Raw genomic sequence first — 22,931 nt, 5'->3', positions numbered from 1 at the left:
GCGCGACCGCCGTTCAGCGAGCGTCGTTAGACCAATGCAATGCGGAGATAATAGGGAAAAGCTGTGGCGTAGCAGGGTGTTACGCGTTTTCGCATCTATAGCCGGCTATAAACGCCGATAACGGGATGGAACGAATTCAGGAATAGCGCGGCAGCGCGGCCAGCAGGCGATGCAGCGTATCGATCGTCGAAAAATCGGCAATGCCGTCCACTCGCTCCTGCCGGAAATGGCGTTGGAAGGCTTCAACGTCGCCCTTCAGTTTTTCCGAGAATTCGCCATTTATTTCAGTGCTGTAGCCATAGAGCGAGAGCATCGACTGCAAGGCTTCGATCGGCTGTCCCACATCGCCCTTCTGGAAGAACCGCCCGCCGGTGATCGAAGCCGGCTCAACCCAGTGCCCGACACCGGCCGCAGCCAGCCGCGCCCACGGGAATTTCTCGCCCGGATCGACCTTGCGCACAGGGGCAACATCGGAGTGTCCAAGCACCCGTTCAGGCGCAATTGCCCAGCGTTGGCCGCAATCGCGACACAGTTCGATCACCGCTTCGATCTGCGCATCGGGGAATTCAGGCAGTCCGCCGGGATGGCCGGCATTGGCGATCTCGATGCCGATCGACGATGAATTGATATCGGTCTCGCCATGCCACGAACTCTTGCCCGCATGCCACGCTCGGCGCTCTTCGGGAACAAGCTGCATGATCCGCCCGTCCTCGAAGACGAAATAGTGGCTCGACACTTGGCTCTCCGGACGACAGAGCCAGTCCAAAGCTCCTTCGGCGGTCCCCATGCCGGTGTAATGCAAAAGGATGATATCGGGCCGACGTCCATCCCGCCTCTCGCCATGGTTCGGCGAAGGCTGCACATGGGCGCGAGCGAAATCGGCCTTGAATGCACTCATGCTGCGCGGCGTTCTTTCTCGATCTCGGCATAAGCCGCATTCAGAGCCGCCATGCGTTCGTTCGCAATGGCATGGAACTCTTCCGGCACCCCACGCGACACGAGGCGATCCGGATGGTTCTCGTAGACGAGGCCATGGTAGCGACGGCGGATCGTCGGGAAATCGTCCTGGCGCGAGACTCCGAGCACCTTGTAGGGATCGCGGCCGCCAACATTCACATGGCGCGCCATGATCTGCTCGAACCGCTCTTCGCTCATATGGAAGATTTCGGCCACATGCTGAAGGAAATCCATTTCCTTCTCATGGATCAGGCCATCTGCCTTGGCGATATGGAAGAGACCGTCGAGTACGTCTTCCAGCACGGGGCAATTCTTCGTGCAGGTCGCGCAAAGGGAGGACAGCCGCTCCGCATAGGCTTCGTAACCGGCCACGTCCTGGCGCGCCAGATTATAGAGACGGGCGACGTTTTTCGCCTGATCGGGCGGAAATTCGAAGATCTCGCGGAACGCGTTGACCTCGTTTTCCGTCACCACACCGTCTGCTTTCGCCATTTTGGCGGAAAGAGCGATTATGGCGACGGAAAATGCCACCTTACGGCGCGTTTCCGGATCGCCTTCAAAGACGGTGCGAATAGCCTCGACCACCGCCGACAGGGCATTGCCGGCAGTGCTACCGATAGCATTCAGCAATTTTTCCCAGAACGACATGCCGGTCTCTATATCCTACTGAAACAGTAGAACACCTTGATCAAATAATGGTTGCCATTGCAAGCAGTCCATTCGTCGCAAGCCCGAAAACACTTTTCACAATTTGGTAATGATGCTGCAAATGCGAACTATCGTCCAATCGCCCCGCCCCGCTTTTGAAGACGAAACAAACCGCCGCTTTCTTAAATTCTTTACTTTACACCCTTGCCTGCCTGTCGCATCCATTCCACCGCAACCATTGAAATGAAGCAGCTTGTCTGCAAGGAGGATCCCATGGCCAAACAGAAAGTCGCAATGCTCACTGCCGGTGGATTGGCGCCCTGCCTTTCGTCTGCCGTTGGCGGGCTGATCCAGCGCTATAGCGATGTGGCGCCCGATCTCGACATCATCGCCTATCGTTCCGGCTATCAAGGGGTTCTGCTGGGTGACAGCATCGAGGTGACGCAGGCCATGCGCGAGCGCGCCTATCTGCTGCATCGCTATGGCGGCTCGCCGATTGGCAACAGCCGCGTCAAGCTCACCAACATCGCAGACTGCGTCAAGCGCGGCCTGGTCAAGGAAGGCGAAAACCCGTTGCGCGTCGCAGCCGAGCGACTGGCGTCCGACGGCGTTACTATCCTTCATACGATCGGCGGCGACGACACCAATACGACGGCGGCCGATCTTGCGGCCTATCTTGGCGCCAACGGCTATGATCTGACCGTCGTCGGCCTGCCGAAGACTGTTGATAACGACATCGTGCCGATCCGTCAGTCCCTCGGGGCCTGGACGGCCGCCGAAGTCGGCGCTCACTTCTTCGACAATGTCAGCAACGAACAGACCGCAGCGCCGAAAACGCTCGTTATTCATGAAGTGATGGGCCGCCACTGTGGCTGGCTGACGGCGGCAACCGCGCGCGCCTATATCCAGAAGAGCAACGCGAACGAATATGTCGAAGGCTTCATGATGAATGCCGAGATGAAGGGCATCGACGGCCTCTATCTGCCGGAAATGGCATTCGATATCGAGGTGGAAGGCGAACGCCTGCGCAATATCATGGAAAAGACCGGTCAGGTAACGCTGTTCGTTTCGGAAGGCGCGGGCCTCGACGCAATCGTTGCAGAGCGCGAAGCCTCCGGCGAAACCGTCAAGCGCGACGCCTTCGGCCACGTAAAGATCGACACGATCAATGTCGGCGGCTGGTTTCAGAAACAGTTCGCAGCGATCATCGGCGCCGAACGCTCCATGGTACAGAAGTCGGGCTATTTCGCACGCTCCGCCCCCGCAAACGGCGAGGACCTGCGCCTGATTCAGGGGATGGTCGACCTCGCGGTGGAAAGTGCCCTCAACAAGGTGTCCGGCGTCACGGGACATGATGAAGGTCAGGGCGGTAAGCTGCGCGTCATCGAATTCCCGCGCATCAAGGGCGGCAAGGCCTTCGATATCGCCACTCCCTGGTTCACCGAAGTCATGGACCATATCGGGCAGAAGTACTCACAAGCCTGACCGATCGGCGATCAATCGGCTTAATCGGTGGCCAATCCGCCTGATTAGCAATCAGGCGGATTGACGGATCGCAAATCCAATGTCTTTGCTGACGGCGGAAGAGGAATAGAGGAGGATTCTATGTCCATCGAAACCTGGCTCGCTTTCGCCGCCGCATCCTGCATCATGCTGGCCATACCGGGTCCGACCATTCTCCTTGTCATATCCTATGCGCTCGGCCACGGCCGCAAGACGGCCCTGGCAACGGTGACGGGCGTGACGCTTGGCGATTTCACCGCGATGACCGCATCGCTAGCCGGTCTCGGCGCCCTCCTCGCCACTTCAGCGACACTATTCACGATTCTTAAGCTGATCGGCGCAGCCTACCTCGTTTTCCTCGGAATCAAGCTCTGGAGAGCCCCGATTGTGACGGGTCCTCTAGGCGACAATGACAATCTCCCAGAGGAAAAACCGTTAAAAATTCTCTTACACGCATATGTTGTAACGGCTCTCAACCCGAAGAGCATCGTCTTTTTCATTGCATTCGTTCCGCAATTTCTCGACATGTCGAAGCCATTTCTTCAGCAAACGCTTATTCTGGAGGCAACTTTCCTCACTTTGGCGGCGCTGAACTCACTCATTTACGTGTTTGTCGCCGACCTGGCGCGCGGCTTCATTCGCAAGGCAAGCGTGCAGCGCGCCGTTAACAGAACTGGCGGAACCCTGTTGATTGCAGCCGGCGCAGTGACCGCCGGATACCGCCGGATGGCCGCCTGAGCCGGTGCAGGGTTGCGAGGCGATCACGGATAGGTTAATGGGGATTCATAATTTTATCGATCCTGTGACCGAATTTGGCGGTCCTGTGGCCGAATTGCATCGAAATTAGGTTTGGTTTTTTCGAAAGTGACAGAATGGTAACGATCGGATTTCCCAGCCTGAAGCGCAGCGTTGCCCTGTCGGCAATGATGTGCGGCGCTCTCGCCGGGTGCGCAAGCACTCAGCAGCAGCAGACGTCTCAGGCAGAACTCCCGTCGGCACACGCCAACGTGCCGCATCCGAATACGACCCTGACCGCAACTGGCGCAGCAGCACCTGCAGGCGCCGCAATGGTCGCAGCAGCACCGGGCTTCATCGGCCCGCAGCAGCCGCAACAAATGGCAATGGCAAAGTCCGGCCGTCTTGTTCCGGGCACTGCAAACGTGGCAGCAGCAACGGTAAGCCAGCAGCAGATGGATGCCGCACAGGGACGCTTCGGCGCGCCTGTGGCGAACGCTGCCAATCAGGGAACCGCCGCAATTGCTGCAGCAACGGGCGCGCCCGCCGGCAGCACGTCAGCCGCAGCGGCCTATGCAGCATCCGACGTGCCCCTGGTGCCTTCCGTGGTCGCGATCCCCATGCCCAATCCGGCACGTCCCGGCGATGCTGCCCTCACGCCAGTTTCCGCCTCCGTGGCTCAGAGCGAGCCGACCATTCCGATGACATCGGATGTGGCAGCCATTCAGGTTGCCGTGCCGACGCCCCGTCCGGATTCGATGGCACAGGCAGAGATCGCGTTCGCCACGCCCGCCCAGATGGGCATTCCGCGCTATGCGGACAACCGCATGCATTATGACTTCAATTTCGACAGCAGCGGCCCGACGGTCGTTCCTGCTGTCATGACCACCACCAACACTCCAAATTACGATTCCGATGTCCCGGCGGCGGAGAAGGGCTACGTTTCGAAGCTCATTCAGAAATACGCCAAGCTCTACGAAATTCCGGAATCCCTGATCCATCGCGTCGTTCACCGCGAAAGCCGCTATAATCCGAAAGCCTATAACCGCGCCGGATATTTCGGCCTGATGCAGATCAAGTACAATACGGCCAAGTCCATGGGCTACGAAGGCCCGCCGTCCGGTCTCCTCGACGCCGAAACCAACATCAAATACGCCGCCAAATATCTGCGCGGTGCCTGGATGACGGCGGACAGCAAGGCTCAGAACAAGGAAGCCAATGCCGTGCAGCTCTATGCCCGTGGCTATTATTACGACGCCAAGCGCAAGGGCCTGACGGACGTCGCCAACGGCAATTACTGATTTTACCAAAACCTTATGAGAAGCCGGCCTAGTTCGTGGCCGGCTTTATTATATCCATGATCCGCTTCACCAGGATTTGTGGTCGATAATACGCCCAGGTCGGCGTCAACCCCATCCGCACGACAACGAGATTGGCCGACGGGACGATTGCGATCGTTTGGCCGTCGTGACCGGTCATCCAGAAGGTATCCGCAGGCAGGCCAAATTGCGCATTGGAGCCGCCGGGGCCTGCAAGCCAGGCCTGAACCTGCGAGTAAACGCCCTCGGAAGCCTTTGTCGGCGTGCGCATGGCGCCGACAAAGCCTTCCGGCAGCAGGCGATGCCCATTCCAGACCCCATCCTGCAGCAGAAAGAGACCAAAGCGCGCCCAGTCCCGGGCATTGGCATAGAGATAGGAGCTGCCGACGAAGGTGCCGCGCTCATCGGCCTCGAAAACGGCGCTGTACATGCCGAGCGGCCCGAAAAGCGCCTCGCGCGGATAGGAGATGGCAGCGCTCAGATTGGGCAGCCGGTTCATCCAGAGGCGCGAAAGCAGCGCTGCCGTACCGCTGGAATAGCTGAAACGCTCGCCGGGCGCAGCCAACTGATGCGCGTTGGCTGCGATACTGGTCACGTCCGGATCGAGATAGAGCATGCGTGTAACGTCCGATACGGTGCCATAGGATTCGTTGAAGGCAAGGCCGCTCTCCATGGCAAGAAGATCACTGAGCTTGATATCCTTGCGTGGGTCCACGCTCCATTGCGGCAGAAGATTCTGATCGTCGAAGGAGATGCGCCCGGCCAGCATGAGGCGGCCGATGATGGCGGCATTGACCGTCTTGGTCATCGACCAGCCTATCAGCGGCGTTGCCTTGCTGAAGCCATCGCCATAGGTCTCGGCGACGATGCGCCCGTCCTTGACGACAACGATCGCGCGCATGGCAGGCCCGGCAAGATCCGAATTCGATACGATGTTGGCAAGTTTCGTCCCCTCACCGTCCTGACCGAGGTTTACCGTATCCCCATCCGGCCACACAGCATCGCTCTTCGGCGCCTTGACCTTGTTGAGGAAGACAGCGCTGCGGGCCGCCTGCAGATCGCCGTCCGGCACCAGCGCACAGCCGAGCGCCCCGCGATAGAGCGCACGGTTCGGCGCAAACAGTCCAAGGAAACGGGCCGTGACCACGCCCTCGTCCCGGTCGACATAGACGCGAATGAGCTTCAATGCCGGATTGCCGGGAGCCTGCACATCCTCCTCCATCACCTTGTCGGGGTCCCGTTTGGCCACGAACGTATTGGAGCAGACGATCTTTGCCGCGTAGCCATCGCCAACCTTCAGCAATTCCGGCGGATAAAGAGAGAGCCAGACGGCCCCGCCGGCGACAATGATCAGCAGCAGAACAACCAGAGCCCCGATCACTCTCGATATCAAACGCATATTACATACCCTCCAGAAAGGTAGGCGGAGACAATCAGGAAACGCAGCAAGATGAAAGACCTATGATGGTCAGGGCTCCTTAAATATGTGCAAGGATGCTTTTCCGCCGGATCTGCCAACAGCCCGCGTCATCAGACTGTAGCATTGCCGGGTTAAACGCCCTGATCTTCACAAATCGGTGACAAGACTCAGATGACGGAATTCGCCCCGGATGCCGGTCTCCAAAAGAACCGGAAACTCAAGGACGCTCTGCTGCAGCACAAGGCATTGTCCAAAGCGGGTCTCTCCGAGCGCTTGTTCGGAATGCTATTTTCCGGCCTTGTCTATCCGCAGATCTGGGAGGATCCGGATATCGATATGGAGGCGATGGAGCTGCAGGCGCATCATCGCATCGTCACCATCGGTTCGGGCGGCTGCAACATGCTCGCCTACCTCTCGCAAAATCCCGCATCCATCGATGTCGTCGATCTCAATCGCCACCACATTGCCCTGAACAAGCTGAAGCTTGCAGCCTTCCGCCTGCTTCCCGGCCATGCGGACCTGGTGCGCTTCTTCGGAACGCCCGGCATCGCGGCCAATAGCCAAGCCTACGATCAGTTCATCGCGCCTCGCCTCGACGCGGCAACGGCGGACTACTGGAATGGTCGCGATCTCTATGGCCGCCGCCGCATCACGGTCTTCAACCGCAATATCTACAAGACCGGCCTTCTCGGCCGGTTCATTGGTGCCGCCCATATACTGGCACGCCTGCACGGCGTCCGCCTCGACAAGATGACGGAAGCCCGCACGATGCGCGAGCAGCGTCAGTTCTTTGAAGAGGAGATCGCTCCGATCTTTGACAAGCGAGCGGTCCGCTGGCTGCTCGGCCGCAAAAGCTCGCTCTTCGGCCTCGGCATCCCGCCGCAGCAATATGACGAACTTGCAAGCCTGGCCGGTGACGATTCCATTTCCGCCGTGCTGAAACACCGCCTGGAAAAGCTAGCCTGTCACTTCCCGATGCGTGACAACTACTTCGCCTGGCAGGCATTCTCGCGACGCTACGCTGCCCAGCACCAAGGCCCCCTGCCCACCTATCTCAAGCCGGAGCACTATGCGGCGATTCGCGCCAATGCCGATCGTGTGAGCGTCCATCACGCCAATTTCACCGAGCTTCTCGCTTCGAAGCCGGCAGCCTCGCGCGATCGCTATGTCCTGCTCGATGCGCAGGACTGGATGACCGATGAGCAGCTCAATGGCCTCTGGGCGGAGATTACCCGCACGGCACGCGAAGACGCCCGCGTCATCTTCCGCACGGCCGCCGAAAAGAGCATCATTGAGGGCCGCCTCTCTCCAGCGATCCGCGATCAGTGGGTCTATTTCGAAGAACGCTCACAGGAACTCAACACCCGTGACCGTTCGGCCATCTACGGCGGCTTCCATATCTACGGAAAAAAAGCGTGAGCCAGGCGGATACAGGCATAGAAACCAGCGCGAAAAACCACGCCAAGCTGATGGACGGCATGTACCGCTATCAGCGTCACATCTATGATCTGACCCGCAAATATTACCTGTTCGGCCGCGATCGGACCATCGAACAGCTGAATGTGCCCGTCGGTGGCTCCCTCCTGGAAGTGGGCTGCGGCACAGGCCGCAATATGCTGCTCGCCTATCGGCGCTTCCCGTCCGCTCACCTCTATGGCCTCGATATCTCGCAGGAAATGCTGATCTCGGCACGCAGTAACTTCCGTGGCCTGAAACAGATGCCGGATTTTCGCGTCGCCGACGCTACAGCCTTTTCACCCGCCGATTTCGGCACCGATGGCTTCGACCGTGTGATGATCTCCTACGCGCTCTCGATGATCCCCGACTGGACAAGGGCTATCGACGCGTCGCTCGACGCAGTCGCGCAGGGCGGCGAGCTTCACATCGTCGATTTCGGCCAGCAGGAGGGATTGCCGGGCTGGTTCCGCGCCATGCTCAAAGGCTGGCTGAAGAAATTCCACGTCACTCCGCGCGCCGATCTTCTGACGGTGCTCGAAGAGAAGGCTGCAGCGCGAGGCATGTCGGTGAAAACCGAAAGAATCGGCCGCGGTTACGCCTGGCGAGCCGTGGCGGCACGGCACGCCGCCTGAGTGCCGATGGATTCCAGCGCAAAATCCGGCCTCGTAAGACACCAAGCATAAGAATTTGCTTGAAGATAACGCATTTTTTACGTTGATATGGTGAATAAAGTGGCAAGACCAGCTGGCAACGGTATGGTCTGCCGCTCTTTCGGATTATCGGGGACCATATTACGGAAGCCAAGTCTTGGGGCAGCAAGATCACTCGCGCCATAACAGGATATCTATGCGCCGGCTTCTGGCATGCCTACTGCCGCTCGCTCTTGCCTTGACTGGCTGCACGACGGGCTATGATGCCCTGTCGACGGCGGCCCTCCCCAAGACCAGGTTCGCCGATACGAAGCCACAAGATTTCGGCCGCGATCACCCGCAGCGCCATCCCATCCATGGCATCGATATTTCCAAGTGGCAGGGCGATATCGATTGGAAAGCCGTCAAGGGTTCTGGCGTGGCTTTCGTCTTCATCAAGGCGACAGAAGGCAAGGACCGGATCGATCCGCGTTTCACTGAATATTGGAATGAAGCGAGCGCCGCGGGACTTCTGCATGCGCCTTATCATTTCTTCTATTTCTGCTCCACTGCCGATGAGCAGGCCGATTGGTTCATCCGTAACGTGCCGAGGGATGCCATGGCGCTTCCGCCCGTCGTCGACGTCGAATGGAATCCCGGCTCCCCCACCTGCAAGACCAGACCAGCTCCCGAGACCGTACGTAGCGAGATCAAACGCTTTATGGATCGCCTGCAGGCCTATTACGGCAAGCGCCCGATCATCTATACTTCGGTCGACTTCCATCGTGAAAATCTAGTCGGCTATTTCCAGGACTATCATTTCTGGGTCCGATCCGTCGCCAAGCACCCGAAAGAGACTTACGCAGGTCGCAACTGGGCTTTCTGGCAATACACATCTACGGGGGTCATTCCGGGGATCAAAGGCCCGACAGACATCAATGTTTTCGGCGGTTCTGAGCAGAACTGGCAAAACTGGGTGGCCGCAGTAGAGAAGCAGGGAAATTCTTAATACTGAGCCCATTTCACTCTTGCTTATGTCACAATCTTCTGTGAAAGCGACCCTATTCTATCACTAGGAAGGATCGCTCATGGATCGTCACACCATTCGACGCGGCGCTCTCGCGTTGCTCTTCGCCTCAGCCATGACCGGTACGGCATTGGCTCAAAGCGCGGTTCCGGCAACGGTGCCGCCCGCGAGCAGCGATGCCACTCCAAAAGTAGCCTGCGGCGGCGATCTCACGACATTTCTGGCCGGCGTGAAGGCCGAAGCGATTGCGGACGGCGCGGATGCTGCAGCTGCCGACAAGACGCTCGCCGGCGCCCAGATCGACCAGAAGGTTCTTGCCATGGACCGCAGCCAGGGCGTCTTCCGTCAAACCTTCCTCGAATTCTCCCAGCGCACCGTCAGCCAGGGTCGCCTCGACATCGGCCGCCAGAAGATGAAGCAATATGCCGACGTCTTCGCCAAGGCCGAACAGGACTATGGCGTGCCTCCCGGCGTCATCACCGCCTTCTGGGCGATGGAAACCGATTTCGGCGCCGTCCAGGGCAATTTCAACACCCGCAACGCGCTGGTCACTCTCTCGCATGATTGCCGCCGGCCGGACTTCTTCCGCCCGCGCCTGATCGCGCTGATCGAGCTCGTCCAGCGCGGCGATGTCGACCCGGCAACGACGACGGGTGCGTGGGCCGGCGAAATCGGCCAGACACAAATGCTGCCGCCCGATATCATCGCTTATGGCACGGATGGCGATGGCGACGGCCATGTCAACCTCAAGACCAGCGCACCTGACGTCATTCTGACGACAGCGCGATTCCTCCAGCATCTCGGCTTCCAGCGCGGTCAGCCCTGGCTGCAGGAGGTGACGGTTCCGGACAATCTTCCCTGGGAAAAATCCGGCATCGGCGGCCCGCTGACCGCGGGCGATTGGTTCAAGCTCGGCGTCACCCCCCGCGACGGCAATACGAGCTTCGGCTCCCTGCCGGCTGCTCTCATCCTGCCACAGGGTCGCAAGGGGCCTGCCTTCCTGACCTATCCGAACTACAATACCTATCTCGGCTGGAACCAGTCGTTTATCTACACGACCTCGGCCGCCTATTTCGCGACGCGCTTTGCCGGCGCTCCGCCCTATAACAAGGGCAATCCCGAGCCGGGCCTGAACGATGTAGACATGAAGGCACTTCAGACCAAGCTCGTGGCCCGCGGCTACGACGTCGGCAAGATCGACGGCATCCTCGGCTCCGGCACGCGTGTCGCGATCCAGAAGGAACAGTTCCGCCTGGGTATGCCGGCCGACGGCTGGGCAACGACAGCACTGCTCAACGCACTCTGATTTCCTCCATATATCGATCGAAAAAGGCGGCTCCAGGCCGCCTTTTTTGTATCTGCTCCCCTCACGCCCATGGGCAAAATAGCAAGAAACGGGTGGAGAACCCGCACTCTTCCGGTTTAGATGCATCGAAAGAGGAGAATGCCATGAACGGCCAACATCGAATGAACGCCTCGACCTGGGGCCTGCTGCTATTGCTCGGATTGATCTGGGGTGGTTCGTTCTTCTTCGCCCGTATCGCCGTTCATCATGTGCCGCCCTTCACGCTCGTCTTTCTGCGCCTTTCGCTGGCAGCCGTGGCATTGCATCTCTATCTGGCTGGTCGCCTCAACATCTATCAGTCCCTGCGCCGTTATTGGCCGCAATTTTTGCTGCTGGGCTTAATCAACAATGCGATACCGCATACGCTGATCTTCTGCGGCCAGACGCAAATGGGTGCCGGGCTCGCATCCATCCTGAACGCGACGACGCCGATGTGGACCGTGTTGATCGGCAATCAGCTAACAACGGATGAGCGCCTGACATCGGCCAAGCTGGTCGGCTGTCTCACCGGCCTCCTCGGAACGATCGTGTTGCTCGGACCGAGCGTTACCAGCGGCGGCTCGGTCCCCCTCTGGGCACTCTTATTGCCGATCTTGGCGGCAATCTCCTACGGATTCGCAGCGATTTATGCCAAACGCTTCAAGGGCATCGCGCCGCCGGTTGTGGCAGCGGGCCAGTTGACAGGCTCCTCCCTCATCATGCTGCCGGTTGCGCTGGTGATCGATCAACCTTGGATGCTTGCCACCCCGCCGGTGACGGCAATTGCAGCCATTCTCGGCCTGGCGCTGCTGTCGACTGCTTTCGCCTACATCCTCTATTTTCGCATCATCGAACTTGCAGGCGCCACCAACACCTCCCTCGTCACTCTGCTCGTGCCGCCGAGCGCGTTATTGCTCGGCTTCCTCTTTCTCGGCGAGCGAATGGGGCCGACCGAAATCGCTGGCATGCTGCTCATCGCCGCAGGTCTGCTCGTCCTCGATGGGCGGCTTTTCATGTGGATGAAACGCGGCGTCAAAACGCGGGAAATATGATCTCCTGCTCCATTCAGATGGTCCGCAGTCACAACATATTAATATTTATTCACAGCCCGTCATCGAGCCAGCAATCGACATTTATAACGCAATATCAAAACGTTGCCGAAAGCTCATAAATCACACCGCGAATTCGATACCGCGCCGCAGCATCGAATGTTCTTTCCAAGCAACACATTTTCGACATAAAATTTAACGGCTGACTGAGGAGGAAGACATGGGATTAACGCGATCCATCAACGTCCTAGTGGTCGGTGCGGCCTTCGCTTTCGTCGTGACGATGCTCTTCATCTGACGGCTTCGGCGAAATACGCAAACGACCAAACTCCGAAAAGCTAACAAAACCTCTGTTTCATTAGAAAAGCGCATGCCCCGCCGGACATGCGCTTTTTCATGAGTTCGCGCGACGTACTTTAGGCGGCCGCCCCGGCCCGCGCATCCACCTTGCGCTCAAGGCCCAGCCGTTCAAGCACGGCGGAAACCAGTGCCGAACGATTCATCGTATAGAGATGAAACTCGTGAATACCACGGCGCACCAGATCCTGGATCTGCTCGGCGGCCACATCAGCTGCGACCTTGGCGCGCTCCTCGACATCCTCGTCCAAACCATCAAAACGCTCGTCCAGCCAGGCCGGAATATTCGTGCCGCAGGCGCCGGCGAAGCGCTTGAGTTGCGTCAGGTTCTGGATCGGCATGATGCCCGGCACAACGGGAATCCTGATGCCGGCGGCGCGAACGCGATCGTGATAACGCTCGAAGGCATCATTATCGAAGAAGAACTGCGTCAGGGCCCGGTCGGCACCATTGTCCGCCTTGCGCTTCAGCATATCGATATCGGCTGCCGTATCGCGGCTTTCCGGATGCTTTTCAGGATAGGCAGAGACGGAAATATCAAAATCGCCGCGCTCGCGCAAAGCCTGCACCAGTTCCGCAGCATTGGCATAGCCGCCCGGATGAGGCTGATAGGTCGCGCCGACACCACCCGGCGGATCGCCGCGCAGCGCGACGAAACGGCGAACGCCGGTAGCCAGAAACTCGTCGATCACCCGATGCGTGTCCTCACGCGTGGCACCGACGCAGGTCAGATGCGATGCGGTCGTGAACGGCGTCTCATGGATCATCTTGCGCACAGCAGAAAGCGTCGGCGCTTTGGTCGAACCGCCTGCCCCATACGTAACCGAAACAAACTCAACGTCCCAATCGCTGAGCTCCTCGACGGTGTTCCACAGCTGCTGTTCGGCCTCCTCCGACTTCGGCGGAAAGAACTCGAAGGAGATGCGGATACCCGCGTTATGGCTTTCTGATCTCGAAGACATGTCAAACTCTCCCGGCAAGAATGGGGGATGACTGGTGGCCCTGGTCGGACGCAATCAGCAACCGCGGGTCGCGCGCCAGCCAGATGGTCACGGTCAGCGCCTGACCGCCTTCCCTCCCCGAATGAAGATCCTGCACGCGCTCCACATCCAGCCCCGCCAGTTTCAGCCAATCCGACATGGTCTGATGCGAGAAGCCGAGACGCAGATGCGCATGCTCGTCACGCAGATATTCAAGCCCGTGCGGCGCGAGGTCGATGATGACAAGCCGGCCGCCGGGCCGCAGCATTCGCGCCGCCTCATTAATGGCAACCTCCGGCTGATCAAGGAAGTGCAGCACCTGATGGATGGTGATCAGATCGAAATCCTGCTGCTCGAGCGGCAGGTTGAAAATATCGCCATGCCGCACCGAGGCAGCGGTGATATTGGCCCGATCGAGATTGGCGCGCGCAACGGCCAGCATGTCGCGGCTGGCATCGATGCCGACGGCGCGGCGATAATGCCCTGCCAGAAGCTGCAGCATCCGGCCCGTACCCGTGCCGAGATCGAGAAAGGAGTCGATCGGCTGCGGACCGATGAGATCGATCAGCGCCTTGTCGACATCCTCATCCGCGACATGCAGGCGACGCAGCTCATCCCACTCGGCGGCATTCCGGCTGAAATAGGCCTGCGCGCGTTCGGCGCGGATACGCTTTACGGAGGCGAGACGTTCCCCGTCACGCAGCAGCACCGTATCCTTTTCGGCGGTATGGCGCAGAAGGCTGCGGGCGAGCGTCACGGCCTTGCCCTCCTGCTTCAGGCGGAAATAAGCCCAGGCGCCCTCCTGGTAACGATCGATCAGCCCGGCTTCGCCGAGCAGCTTGAGATGCCGGGAAATGCGAGGCTGCGACTGACCGAGAATTTCGGTAAGATCGGTCACTGTGAGATCGCCGGCCGCCAGTAGCGCCAGAAGACGCAGCCTGGTCGGCTCGCCGACCGCCTTCAGCACGTCTACTACGTCATCCAAGCCGAGTTTAACCAGATCCGTCATTTCACACCCAATCAAGATATAAAGATATCTTTATGTGATTTGAATGGACTCTGCAAGGGCTAATCACCGAAGACGCAGGCAGGGCGTCGGAAATCTGTTAGTTTTTGTCGGCTGGGGAATACATGCGTCCCGCCCCAAGGCAAAGAAAAACCCCGGACGTGCCGGGGTTCTCCATGACGGAAAGACAGCAAACTTATCGTGTCAAGCGCTTGTGTGCCTGGCTGCCCGGATTGAGAGCATCGGGGCCGAGGCGGCGGACCTTGTCCTGTTCGTAATCTTCGAAATTGCCTTCGAACCATTCGACATGGCCGTCACCTTCAAAGGCCAGGATATGCGTGGCCAGGCGGTCGAGGAACATGCGATCGTGGCTGATGATGATCGCGCAGCCGGCGAAGTTTTCGAGTGCGCTTTCCAGCGCCCCCAGCGTTTCCGTATCGAGGTCGTTGGTCGGTTCGTCGAGCAGAAGCACGTTGCCGCCGGACTTCAGCATCTTGGCCAGGTGCACGCGGTTGCGCTGGCCGCCAGAGAGACTGCCGACCTTCTGCTGCTGGTCGCCGCCCTTGAAGTTAAAAGCGCCGCAATAGGCGCGCGAGTTCATGTCGAACTTGCCGAGCTTGATGATTTCGGCGCCGCCGGAGATTTCCTCCCATACCGTCTTATTGCCATCAAGCGCGTCGCGGCTCTGGTCGACATAGCTGAGATGCACCGTCTCGCCGATGCGGATCGAGCCGGAATCCGGCTTTTCCTGACCGGTGATCATCTTGAACAGGGTCGTCTTGCCGGCGCCGTTCGGCCCGATGATGCCGACGATGCCGCCGGGCGGCAGCTTGATCGACAGATCGTTGATCAGGGTGCGGCCTTCGAAACCCTTGGTGATGCCCTCCATCTCGATCACCACCTGGCCGAGACGCTCGCTGACCGGAATGATGATCTGCGCATCACCAGGACGCTGATTTTCAGCAGCATCGACCAGCTGTTCGTAAGCGTTGATACGCGCCTTGGACTTGGCCTGACGAGCCTTGGGGCTGGAGGCGATCCATTCCTGTTCGCGGCTGATCGCCTTCTGGCGGCCAGCTTCTTCGCGGGCTTCCTGCAGCATGCGCTTGGCCTTGGCCTGCAGATAGGCGGAGTAGTTGCCTTCGTATGGAATGCCGCGGCCGCGGTCGAGTTCGAGAATCCAGCCGGTAACATTGTCGAGGAAGTAGCGGTCGTGGGTGATCATCATCACTGCACCCGGATAGTCGCGCAGGTGCTTTTCCAGCCAGGCAATGGTCTCAGCGTCGAGATGGTTGGTCGGTTCGTCGAGCAGCAGCAGGTCCGGCTGCGAGAGAAGCAGGCGGCAAAGTGCGATACGGCGGCGCTCACCGCCGGAAAGGCTGGTGACTTCGGCATCGCGCGGCGGGCAGCGCAATGCGTCCATCGCCATTTCCACCTGGCTTTCCAGATCCCAGAGGTTCTGGCTGTCGATGATGTCCTGGAGCTTGGCGCCCTCTTCCGCCGTCTCGTCGGAATAGTTCATCATCAATTCGTTGTAGCGATTGAGGATTTCGGTTTTCTTGGCAACGCCTTCCATGACGTTTTCGAAAACCGTCTTGTTGGGATCGAGCTGCGGCTCCTGCGGCAGATAGCCGATGGTGGCGCCTTCGGCCAGCCAGGCTTCGCCGGTATATTCCTTGTCGAGGCCGGCCATGATGCGCAGCACGGTCGACTTACCTGCACCGTTCGGACCGAGAATACCGATCTTGGCATCGGGGTAGAAGGAGAGATGGATATTCTCGAGAATTTTCTTGGCGCCATAGGACTTATTCAGACCGGCCATATGATAAATGAACTGACGTGCCATAGCTTGGGTTGCTCCACGGACGAATAGCGTTGCGAGTTGTGCCGCTATGTAGGGGAAACCCCGCCCTCGGGCAACGGCGAAACCTCGTCCGAGGGCATTATCCGCGTCAGAAAAGCCGTATTTTCTCAGAAGCCGGCCGCGTCCACCACGCCCCGGTCGCAGCCGAAGGAGGTGCTGCCGGCACCTTGGATCAGTTTGGCGAGCCGCGGCTCACTGCCTTGTTGCGGATCGATCGCATCCTCCGAGAGGCCGATGGTCAGCTCTGAAATCATCCTGACATCGCCAACACGGCGGCAGCTCATCTTGATGCGCGCATTGGCGCCCTCGCCGAAACTCTGGTCAAAAGCAGCCTTGATGCTCTCGGCATCCAGCTCCTTGCCGATATTTTGCGCGAAGAGATCGCGCACAGCAGATGTATTGAGCTCGGCGATCAGGCCAGCGGCGATGGAGAAATATTGATCCGCACTCAGCCTCGTGCAGGTGCCGTGCTTGATCCATTCATGCCGTTCCAGGCCGGATTGGGTTCCCGGCATTACCTTATCGAGCTTCACCTTCACGTCTTGGGAAAGCTGTACCGCCGGCAGGTCCTTCCAGTCACGGCCACGATCCGCCTGTTTCAGATCCTCGGAAACATCGCAATATTCCTGCCGCATCGGCCAGAGACCATGCAGGGAGAAATTCGTCGCGTCATGATTGTTCGACGACTGGTTTCGGCATTCCGCCTTCTTCTGGTTCGTCTGACAAAATGCCGGCTCCCAGCTTGCCGCCAGGATAAAGCGCGTCCGTCCACGGCTATGCTCCTGCGACATAGCGCTTGCCGCCGCCCCGACCGAAACGAGCACAACCGTAAATACCCGAAGCCACTGCTTCATGCGTACCTCCAACTAGAACATTATAGGAACAAATAAGCAGTTTGAGCGAGCGGGCGCAATCCTGAATCGCAGCGCTCGGAAAGATTTATTTCTGTGAGCTTTACCACCTATCCATTGCAATCGGGCGGATGATAACCTCTCGTCCAACTGGGGAGGAACGAATATATGTTCGCCGAGACGAAGCGCCTGAAAAGTCCGACGGGCGCAACCCTTGCCTACCATCATTTGCCGGCGGCAACCGATGCTCGCGGCGTCCTGCTGATATCGCACGGTCTTGCCGAGCATTCCCGCCGATACGAGGCCTTTGCCGATGCGATGGCAGGCCAAGGCTTCCATGTCTATGTCCACGATCATCGCGGCCATGGCGAGACCACCGCCCCTGACGCGCCGATCGGCCGCTTTGCCCAGAGAAATGGTGTCGAACAGGTGATCACCGATGTGCTCGCCATGCGCGAGCTTGCCGCAAGTACCCATCCCGGCCTGCCGATCATCCTGTTCGGGCATTCCATGGGTGGATTGATCAGCCTGAACGCGGCCGTCACGCATCCGGACAAGTTCGATGCGGTCACCGTCTGGAATTCCAATTTTAATCCAGGCCTCGCCGGCCGCGCCGCCCAGCTCATCCTGAAAACGGAGCGCATGTTCAAGGGGTCGGACGTCCCGAGCGGGCCGCTGCCGAAACTGACCTTCGGCACCTGGGGTAAATCGATCAGCAACCGTCGCACGGATTTCGACTGGCTCTCGCGTATTCCTGGGCAGGTGGACAAATATATCGCTGATCCGCTTTGCGGCTTCGATGCCTCGGTCTCGCTCTGGCTCGACCTGTTCGAACTTACCTTCCGCGCACCACAGAAGGCGCATCTCGATCGTCTCCGCCGCGATATGCCGATTCATCTCGTCGGCGGCGGCAAGGATCCGGCAACCGAGAATGCGAAAGCGATTTCCTGGCTGGCAAAGCATTTGAAAAAAGCCGGCTTCTCTCGTATCACCACCGAGATCTATCCCGACATGCGGCACGAGACGCTCAACGAAATCGGTGCCGAGGACGCCATCTCCCGCTTTGCCGACTGGTGCAGAACGGTGGTGGTAAAGACCTGATTCTCAAGGAAATTCTGCAATGAACACCTCCAGCGGCTCCTCGGTCCGATTGCCGCAATCGGAGCTGACCTTCGGCCTGTCGATGATGTTTCTCTCCGTCATCCTCTCACCGGTCATTGATATCTTCTCCAAGCTTGCCGCAGCCACCATCCCACCCGGCGAAGTGACGGCCGCCCGTTTCATTTTCCAAGCCCTCTTTGCGTTGCCGATAATGGCGATGCGCTGGCAGTGGGGCGTTTGGACGTGGCGACGCAGCGGCGTTCATGCTATACGCGCCGCCATGCTCACGCTGTCCATGGTGTCGTTCGTGACCACGCTGCAGGTGATGGAAGTCGCCGATGCCATCGCCATCTTCTTCGTCGAGCCGATGATGCTGACAATCCTCAGCAGTATCTTCCTGAAGGAAACCATCGGCTGGCGGCGCTATACTGCTTGCGCCGTCGGCTTTTTCGGCGCGATGCTGATCATCCAGCCAAGCTTTCAGGAAGTCGGCTTCATCGCCCTGCTTCCCGTCGTCACCGCGCTTTGTATCGCCATCTACGTGATGATCACGCGCGTCGTCTCCCACAGCGAGGATGCTTGGTCGATGCAGTTCCAGACCGCCATATGGGGCACCGGCTTCAGCCTGATCCTGCTTGTCATCGGCCGGGCGACGGGCGCGGTAGTCCTCGATCCGGTCATACCGGATCTGACCGCCATGCTTTATCTGCTCGGCGTCGGCGCCACCGCGGCGGCCGCTGGTATCCTCACAGTTTACGCTTACCGCGCCGTGCCGGCCTCGACGCTCGCGCCGCTGCAATATTTCGAGATCGTCTCCGCCACTATCTTCGGCTGGCTCGTCTTCGACAATTTCCCGGATGCGATCAAATGGCTCGGCATCGTCATCATCATCGGTTCGGGGCTTTACATTCTGTGGCGCGAGCGGCGCTTTGCTTCCAAGCCGGTATCCGATACATCTGAAACGGCATTCACACCGTAGGCGAGTGGATCGATATGACAGACCAGAAAACAAAGAAACCTCCGCTTTCCGGTATTCGTGTCATTGAGCTTGCCCGCGTGCTTGCCGGCCCCTGGGCGGGGCAGATGCTTGCCGATCTCGGCGCGGATGTCATCAAGGTGGAAAATCCCGACGGCGGCGACGACACCCGCCAATGGGGGCCGCCCTTCGTCGAGGGCAAGGATGGCGAAAATCTCTCCGCTGCCTATTATCACTCCGCCAATCGCGGCAAGCGCTCGGTAATCGCCGATCTCAAGACCCAGGAAGGCCAAGAGCTGGTACGCCGGCTGGTGAAGACGGCGGATGTGGTGATCGAGAATTTCAAGCTCGGCGGCTTGGTAAAGTACGGGCTGGATTATGAAAGCCTGAAGAAGATCAATCCCCGGATCGTCTATTGTTCGATTACCGGCTTCGGCCAGACCGGACCCTATGCCAGTCTCGCCGGCTATGACTATATCGTCCAGGGCATGTCCGGCTTCATGTCGATCACAGGCGAACCGGACGGACAGCCGATGAAAGCCGGTGTTGCGATCGCGGATATCTTTACCGGCATCTATGCCGTCTCGGCAATCGAAGCCGCCCTGATCCACGCTCTGAAGACAGGGGAAGGACAACTCATCGACATGGCGCTGCTCGATGTGCAATCGGCCGTGCTCGCCAACCAGAACATGAACTATCTGATCTCCGGCAAGCCGCCCGTACGGCTCGGCAACGCTCATCCGAATATCTCACCCTATGAAGTCGTGCCCACCGCCGATGGCTATCTCATCCTTGCTGTCGGCAATGATGGACAGTTCCGGCGCCTGTGCGCCATTCTCGGAGTGGAAACCCATGCCAACGACGAGCGCTATGCGACGAACAAGGCCCGCGTTGCCAACCGCAACGAGGTTCGGGTTTTCATCTCGGCGGAGACGCTGAAGTGGAACAAGGCGGAGCTGCTGAAAGCCTGCGCGGCCAACGCCGTTCCGGCCGGTGCCATCAATACGATCGAGGACATGTTCGCCGATCCGCAGATTGTGGCACGCGGCCTGAGGATCGATCTGGAGGATAGCGCCGGCACCGTCATTCCGAGCGTGCGCACGCCGATCGTGCTGTCGGAAACGCCGTTGGTCTATACGCGGCCAAGCCCGCGCCTCGGCGAACATCAGGAGGAAGTTCTGGCTGAATTGGCCGAACTGGAGGGAAAGGCGGGGACATGAAGCGAACGGGCGGGCAACTCATCGTCGAGGCTTTGAAGGCCAATGGCGTGCAGCGCATTTCCTGCGTACCGGGCGAGAGCTTTCTCGCCGTGCTTGATGCCCTGCATGACAGCGATATCAAGGTGCTCGTCTGCCGCCAGGAGGGCGGCGCGGCGATGATGGCAGATGCCTGGGGTCGGCTGACCGGCGAACCCGGCATCTGCATGGTCACCCGCGGCCCAGGTGCCACAAACGCCTCCGCCGGCCTTCATATTGCACGGCAGGATTCGATCCCGATGATCCTGTTCATCGGCCAGGTCCAGCGCGATGCCCGCGAACGCGAAGCCTTTCAGGAAGTGGAGTTTCGGAGAGCCTTTACCGAATTCGCCAAATGGGTCGGCGAGATCGACGATGCCGCCCGCATTCCGGAATTCGTCACCCGGGCCTTCGCTGTGGCAACATCGGGTCGCCCCGGTCCCGTGGTGCTGATCTTGCCCGAAGACATGCTGCGCGATGAGGTCGACGCGCCGCAAGCGCTGCCCTATGCCCCTGTTGCCGCTCATCCGGGCCGCCACCAGCTTGCAGAACTTAACCAGCGCCTTGCGGCTGCGCAGCGGCCGATGGTCATTCTCGGCGGCACGCGCTGGAACGAGAAAGCGGTTGCCGGCATCAAGCAATTCGCGGAGCGTTTCAAACTGCCGGTCGGTTGCTCCTTCCGGCGGCAGATGCTGTTCGATCATCTGCATCCCAACTATGCCGGGGATATCGGCATCGGCATCAATCCAGCGCTGGCAAGGGAAATCAAGGAAGCGGACCTGCTGATCATTCTCGGCGGCCGCCTCTCCGAAATGCCGTCCTCCGGCTATACGCTGGTCGATATCCCCTATCCGCGCCAGCAGCTTGTCCATGTCCATCCCGACCCCTCGGAACTCGGCCGCGTCTATCGCCCGGATCTGGCGATCTGTGCCAGCCCGGCGGATTTCGTTGAGGCTCTCGCAGAGCTCGATGCGCCAACCGCGACACCATGGGCCGAGCGTACGGAACACATGCACGCTGCCTATCTTGCCTGGTCGAAGACACCGCAAGAGTGCCCCGGCGCCGTCCATATGGGCCGCATCATGGATTGGATCGAAGCCAATACGGCCGATGATGCGATCTTCACCAACGGTGCCGGCAATTACGCGACCTGGCTGCACCGCTTCCATCGCTTCCGCCGTCTCAACACGCAGGCGGCGCCCACCTCCGGCTCGATGGGCTATGGCCTGCCGGCTGCGGTAGCCGCGAAACAGCTCTTTCCCGAGCGCGAAGTGATCTGCTTTGCCGGCGACGGCTGTTTCATGATGCATGGCCAGGAATTTGCGACCGCCGTTCAATACGGCCTCCCACTGATCGCCCTGGTCATCAATAATGGCATGTACGGCACCATCCGCATGCATCAAGAGCGGGAATATCCCGGCCGCGTCAGCGCCACGACACTCGACAATCCTGATTTCGCGGCCCTTGCCCGCGCCTATGGCGGCCACGGCGAGACGGTGAAAGCGACGGAAGAGTTTGGCCCGGCCTTCGAGCGGGCGCGAGCGAGCGGCAAACCGGCCATCATCGAGATCGCGCTCGACCCGGAAGCGATCACGCCCTCGCGCACACTGACAGAAATCGCGCAAACAAAAGGCCGATGAGCGCGAGCCCACCGGCCTTTCAAAAATACGCCGGCCCGACTTAGTCGAGTGCTGCCGTTACGATGAATTCGACCTTGTACTTCGGCGCTGCGAGCTTAGCTTCGCTGGTCGCACGGGCCGGCGTGTTGGCCGGATCGACCCAAGCTTCCCAGGCGGCATTCATTTCGGCGAAGTAGGAAATGTCGGAGAGGTAGATGAGTGTCTGCAGGATCTTCGACTTGTTGGTGCCGGCAGCACCCAGCAGGCGGTCGACTTCGGCGAGTGCCGACTTGCACTGATCGGTGACGCTTTCGCCTTCACCAACCTGACCGGCGAGATAGACGGTGTTGCCATGGATGACAGCGCCGCTCATGCGGGCGCCAACGTCGATGCGCTTGATGCTCATGGTTTTCTCCTGGTGTTGTTCTTCGACAGGTAAAAGGCATGACCCAGGGTCTGCCCTCAATCAAAAGGCCCGGGAAGGACCCGTTCAGCCGCGAATGTGATGCGTCTTCTGATAGATCGCCGTCGAGCGTGCGCCCGAGCGGCAGTAGCCAAGCATCGGGCGCGGAAACTCGTCCAGCGCATCGACCATTCCCTGCACGGCCTCTTCGGTCACGCCCATCGGACCAACAGGCACCTGGGTGATCTCCAGGCCGAGTTCCTTGGCACGGGCTTCGATGACTCCAAACGGCGTCTGATCCGGGCTTTCGCCATCGGGGCGATGGCAAACGATGGACTTGAACCCCAGAGCCTTGATCTGGTCGAGATCCTCTACGGTGATCTGGCCGGATACCGAGTATTCATCGTCGATCGGGCGGATATCCATGGTTCATGTCCTCTCTAAAACTGTGGCCTTGATCTACGCCGCAG

Annotated in this window: 21 protein-coding genes; 12 read left to right on the top strand and 9 right to left on the bottom strand. The window is 59.4% G+C overall.

From position 1 onward, the window contains the following. Nucleotides 1-136: 136 nt before the first annotated feature. Together AC13QY_RS13670 and AC13QY_RS13665 are read right to left on the bottom strand one after the other, a co-directional pair. Nucleotides 137-898: an N-acetylmuramoyl-L-alanine amidase gene (locus AC13QY_RS13670; RefSeq protein ID WP_113332899.1), complete on the bottom strand. Its 762-nt coding sequence runs from the start codon at nucleotides 896-898 to the stop codon at nucleotides 137-139. Further along, nucleotides 895-1,605, bottom strand: coding sequence for a J domain-containing protein (locus AC13QY_RS13665; RefSeq protein ID WP_113332898.1), 711 nt, complete (start codon nucleotides 1,603-1,605; stop codon nucleotides 895-897). Before AC13QY_RS13665 ends, AC13QY_RS13670 begins: the two co-directional genes overlap by 4 nt. A 273-nt stretch (nucleotides 1,606-1,878) precedes the next feature. Between AC13QY_RS13665 and AC13QY_RS13660 the strand changes: the two genes are divergently transcribed. The 3 genes from AC13QY_RS13660 (at nucleotide 1,879) to AC13QY_RS13650 (ending at nucleotide 5,144) form a co-directional block, all read left to right on the top strand. Then, complete coding sequence (locus AC13QY_RS13660; protein WP_488493597.1) at nucleotides 1,879-3,090, top strand: pyrophosphate--fructose-6-phosphate 1-phosphotransferase; 1,212 nt, start codon at nucleotides 1,879-1,881, stop codon at nucleotides 3,088-3,090. Between the two features lie 120 nt (nucleotides 3,091-3,210). Further along, nucleotides 3,211-3,846, top strand: a complete 636-nt coding sequence (locus tag AC13QY_RS13655) for a LysE family translocator (RefSeq protein WP_069612548.1) — start codon at nucleotides 3,211-3,213, stop codon at nucleotides 3,844-3,846. A gap of 134 nt (nucleotides 3,847-3,980) precedes the next feature. After that, nucleotides 3,981-5,144, top strand: a complete 1,164-nt coding sequence (locus AC13QY_RS13650; RefSeq protein ID WP_488493596.1) for a transglycosylase SLT domain-containing protein — start codon at nucleotides 3,981-3,983, stop codon at nucleotides 5,142-5,144. Nucleotides 5,145-5,172: 28 nt separating this feature from the next. Here the strand turns inward: AC13QY_RS13650 and AC13QY_RS13645 are convergent, their stop codons facing one another. Further along, nucleotides 5,173-6,561, bottom strand: a complete 1,389-nt coding sequence (locus AC13QY_RS13645) for a serine hydrolase domain-containing protein (protein WP_488493595.1) — start codon at nucleotides 6,559-6,561, stop codon at nucleotides 5,173-5,175. A gap of 192 nt (nucleotides 6,562-6,753) precedes the next feature. Here AC13QY_RS13645 and AC13QY_RS13640 point away from each other — a divergent pair, with 192 nt between their 5' ends. The 5 genes from AC13QY_RS13640 (at nucleotide 6,754) to AC13QY_RS13620 (ending at nucleotide 12,072) form a co-directional block, all read left to right on the top strand. Further along, nucleotides 6,754-8,001, top strand: a complete 1,248-nt coding sequence (locus AC13QY_RS13640; RefSeq protein ID WP_113390594.1) for a BtaA family protein — start codon at nucleotides 6,754-6,756, stop codon at nucleotides 7,999-8,001. 50 nt (nucleotides 8,002-8,051) lie between these two features. Further along, nucleotides 8,052-8,672, top strand: a complete 621-nt coding sequence (locus AC13QY_RS13635; RefSeq protein ID WP_173002453.1) for a class I SAM-dependent methyltransferase — start codon at nucleotides 8,052-8,054, stop codon at nucleotides 8,670-8,672. Between the two features lie 214 nt (nucleotides 8,673-8,886). Beyond that, nucleotides 8,887-9,678, top strand: a complete 792-nt coding sequence (locus tag AC13QY_RS13630; protein ID WP_113332892.1) for a glycoside hydrolase family 25 protein — start codon at nucleotides 8,887-8,889, stop codon at nucleotides 9,676-9,678. Nucleotides 9,679-9,757: 79 nt separating this feature from the next. Beyond that, entirely contained in the window at nucleotides 9,758-11,002 is a 1,245-nt protein-coding gene (locus AC13QY_RS13625) for a lytic murein transglycosylase (RefSeq protein ID WP_488493594.1), read from the top strand. A gap of 143 nt (nucleotides 11,003-11,145) precedes the next feature. Further along, complete coding sequence (locus AC13QY_RS13620; protein WP_113332891.1) at nucleotides 11,146-12,072, top strand: DMT family transporter; 927 nt, start codon at nucleotides 11,146-11,148, stop codon at nucleotides 12,070-12,072. Nucleotides 12,073-12,485: 413 nt separating this feature from the next. On the opposite strand, the gene metF is transcribed toward AC13QY_RS13620, so the two are convergent. The 4 genes from metF to AC13QY_RS13600 all read right to left on the bottom strand — a co-directional run bounded on the left by metF (nucleotide 12,486) and on the right by AC13QY_RS13600 (nucleotide 17,130). Beyond that, nucleotides 12,486-13,388 (bottom strand): methylenetetrahydrofolate reductase [NAD(P)H], encoded by a 903-nt coding sequence (metF, locus tag AC13QY_RS13615; RefSeq protein WP_488493593.1) that lies wholly within the window; start codon nucleotides 13,386-13,388, stop codon nucleotides 12,486-12,488. A gap of 1 nt (nucleotide 13,389) precedes the next feature. Further along, entirely contained in the window at nucleotides 13,390-14,415 is a 1,026-nt protein-coding gene (locus AC13QY_RS13610) for an ArsR/SmtB family transcription factor (protein WP_069612555.1), read from the bottom strand. Between the two features lie 193 nt (nucleotides 14,416-14,608). Beyond that, complete coding sequence (gene ettA / locus AC13QY_RS13605; protein WP_069612556.1) at nucleotides 14,609-16,258, bottom strand: energy-dependent translational throttle protein EttA; 1,650 nt, start codon at nucleotides 16,256-16,258, stop codon at nucleotides 14,609-14,611. Between the two features lie 125 nt (nucleotides 16,259-16,383). After that, nucleotides 16,384-17,130: a ribonuclease T2 family protein gene (locus AC13QY_RS13600; protein WP_113332887.1), complete on the bottom strand. Its 747-nt coding sequence runs from the start codon at nucleotides 17,128-17,130 to the stop codon at nucleotides 16,384-16,386. 165 nt (nucleotides 17,131-17,295) lie between these two features. Between AC13QY_RS13600 and AC13QY_RS13595 the strand changes: the two genes are divergently transcribed. From AC13QY_RS13595 to AC13QY_RS13580, 4 genes are read left to right on the top strand one after another with little or no spacing between them, the layout of a single operon-like run. Continuing rightward, complete coding sequence (locus AC13QY_RS13595; RefSeq protein ID WP_488493592.1) at nucleotides 17,296-18,228, top strand: alpha/beta hydrolase; 933 nt, start codon at nucleotides 17,296-17,298, stop codon at nucleotides 18,226-18,228. A gap of 19 nt (nucleotides 18,229-18,247) precedes the next feature. Next, complete coding sequence (locus AC13QY_RS13590; protein WP_488493591.1) at nucleotides 18,248-19,207, top strand: DMT family transporter; 960 nt, start codon at nucleotides 18,248-18,250, stop codon at nucleotides 19,205-19,207. A 14-nt stretch (nucleotides 19,208-19,221) separates the two neighbouring features. Beyond that, entirely contained in the window at nucleotides 19,222-20,424 is a 1,203-nt protein-coding gene (gene caiB, locus AC13QY_RS13585) for a succinate--glutarate CoA-transferase (protein ID WP_113351946.1), read from the top strand. Then, nucleotides 20,421-22,079: a thiamine pyrophosphate-binding protein gene (locus AC13QY_RS13580; RefSeq protein WP_488493590.1), complete on the top strand. Its 1,659-nt coding sequence runs from the start codon at nucleotides 20,421-20,423 to the stop codon at nucleotides 22,077-22,079. The genes caiB and AC13QY_RS13580 overlap by 4 nt, the downstream gene beginning before the upstream one ends. Nucleotides 22,080-22,119: 40 nt before the next feature. Here the strand turns inward: AC13QY_RS13580 and AC13QY_RS13575 are convergent, their stop codons facing one another. Then, nucleotides 22,120-22,464: a RidA family protein gene (locus AC13QY_RS13575; protein ID WP_113332882.1), complete on the bottom strand. Its 345-nt coding sequence runs from the start codon at nucleotides 22,462-22,464 to the stop codon at nucleotides 22,120-22,122. Nucleotides 22,465-22,548: 84 nt separating this feature from the next. Further along, complete coding sequence (locus tag AC13QY_RS13570; protein WP_112334441.1) at nucleotides 22,549-22,887, bottom strand: protein tyrosine phosphatase family protein; 339 nt, start codon at nucleotides 22,885-22,887, stop codon at nucleotides 22,549-22,551. Nucleotides 22,888-22,931 lie beyond the last annotated feature (44 nt).

This window comes from Martinezella sp. CNPSo 3795 (assembly GCF_057784475.1).
The sequence above is the reverse complement of the archived record's forward strand: the minus strand, read 5'-3'. Positions and strand labels throughout refer to the sequence as shown.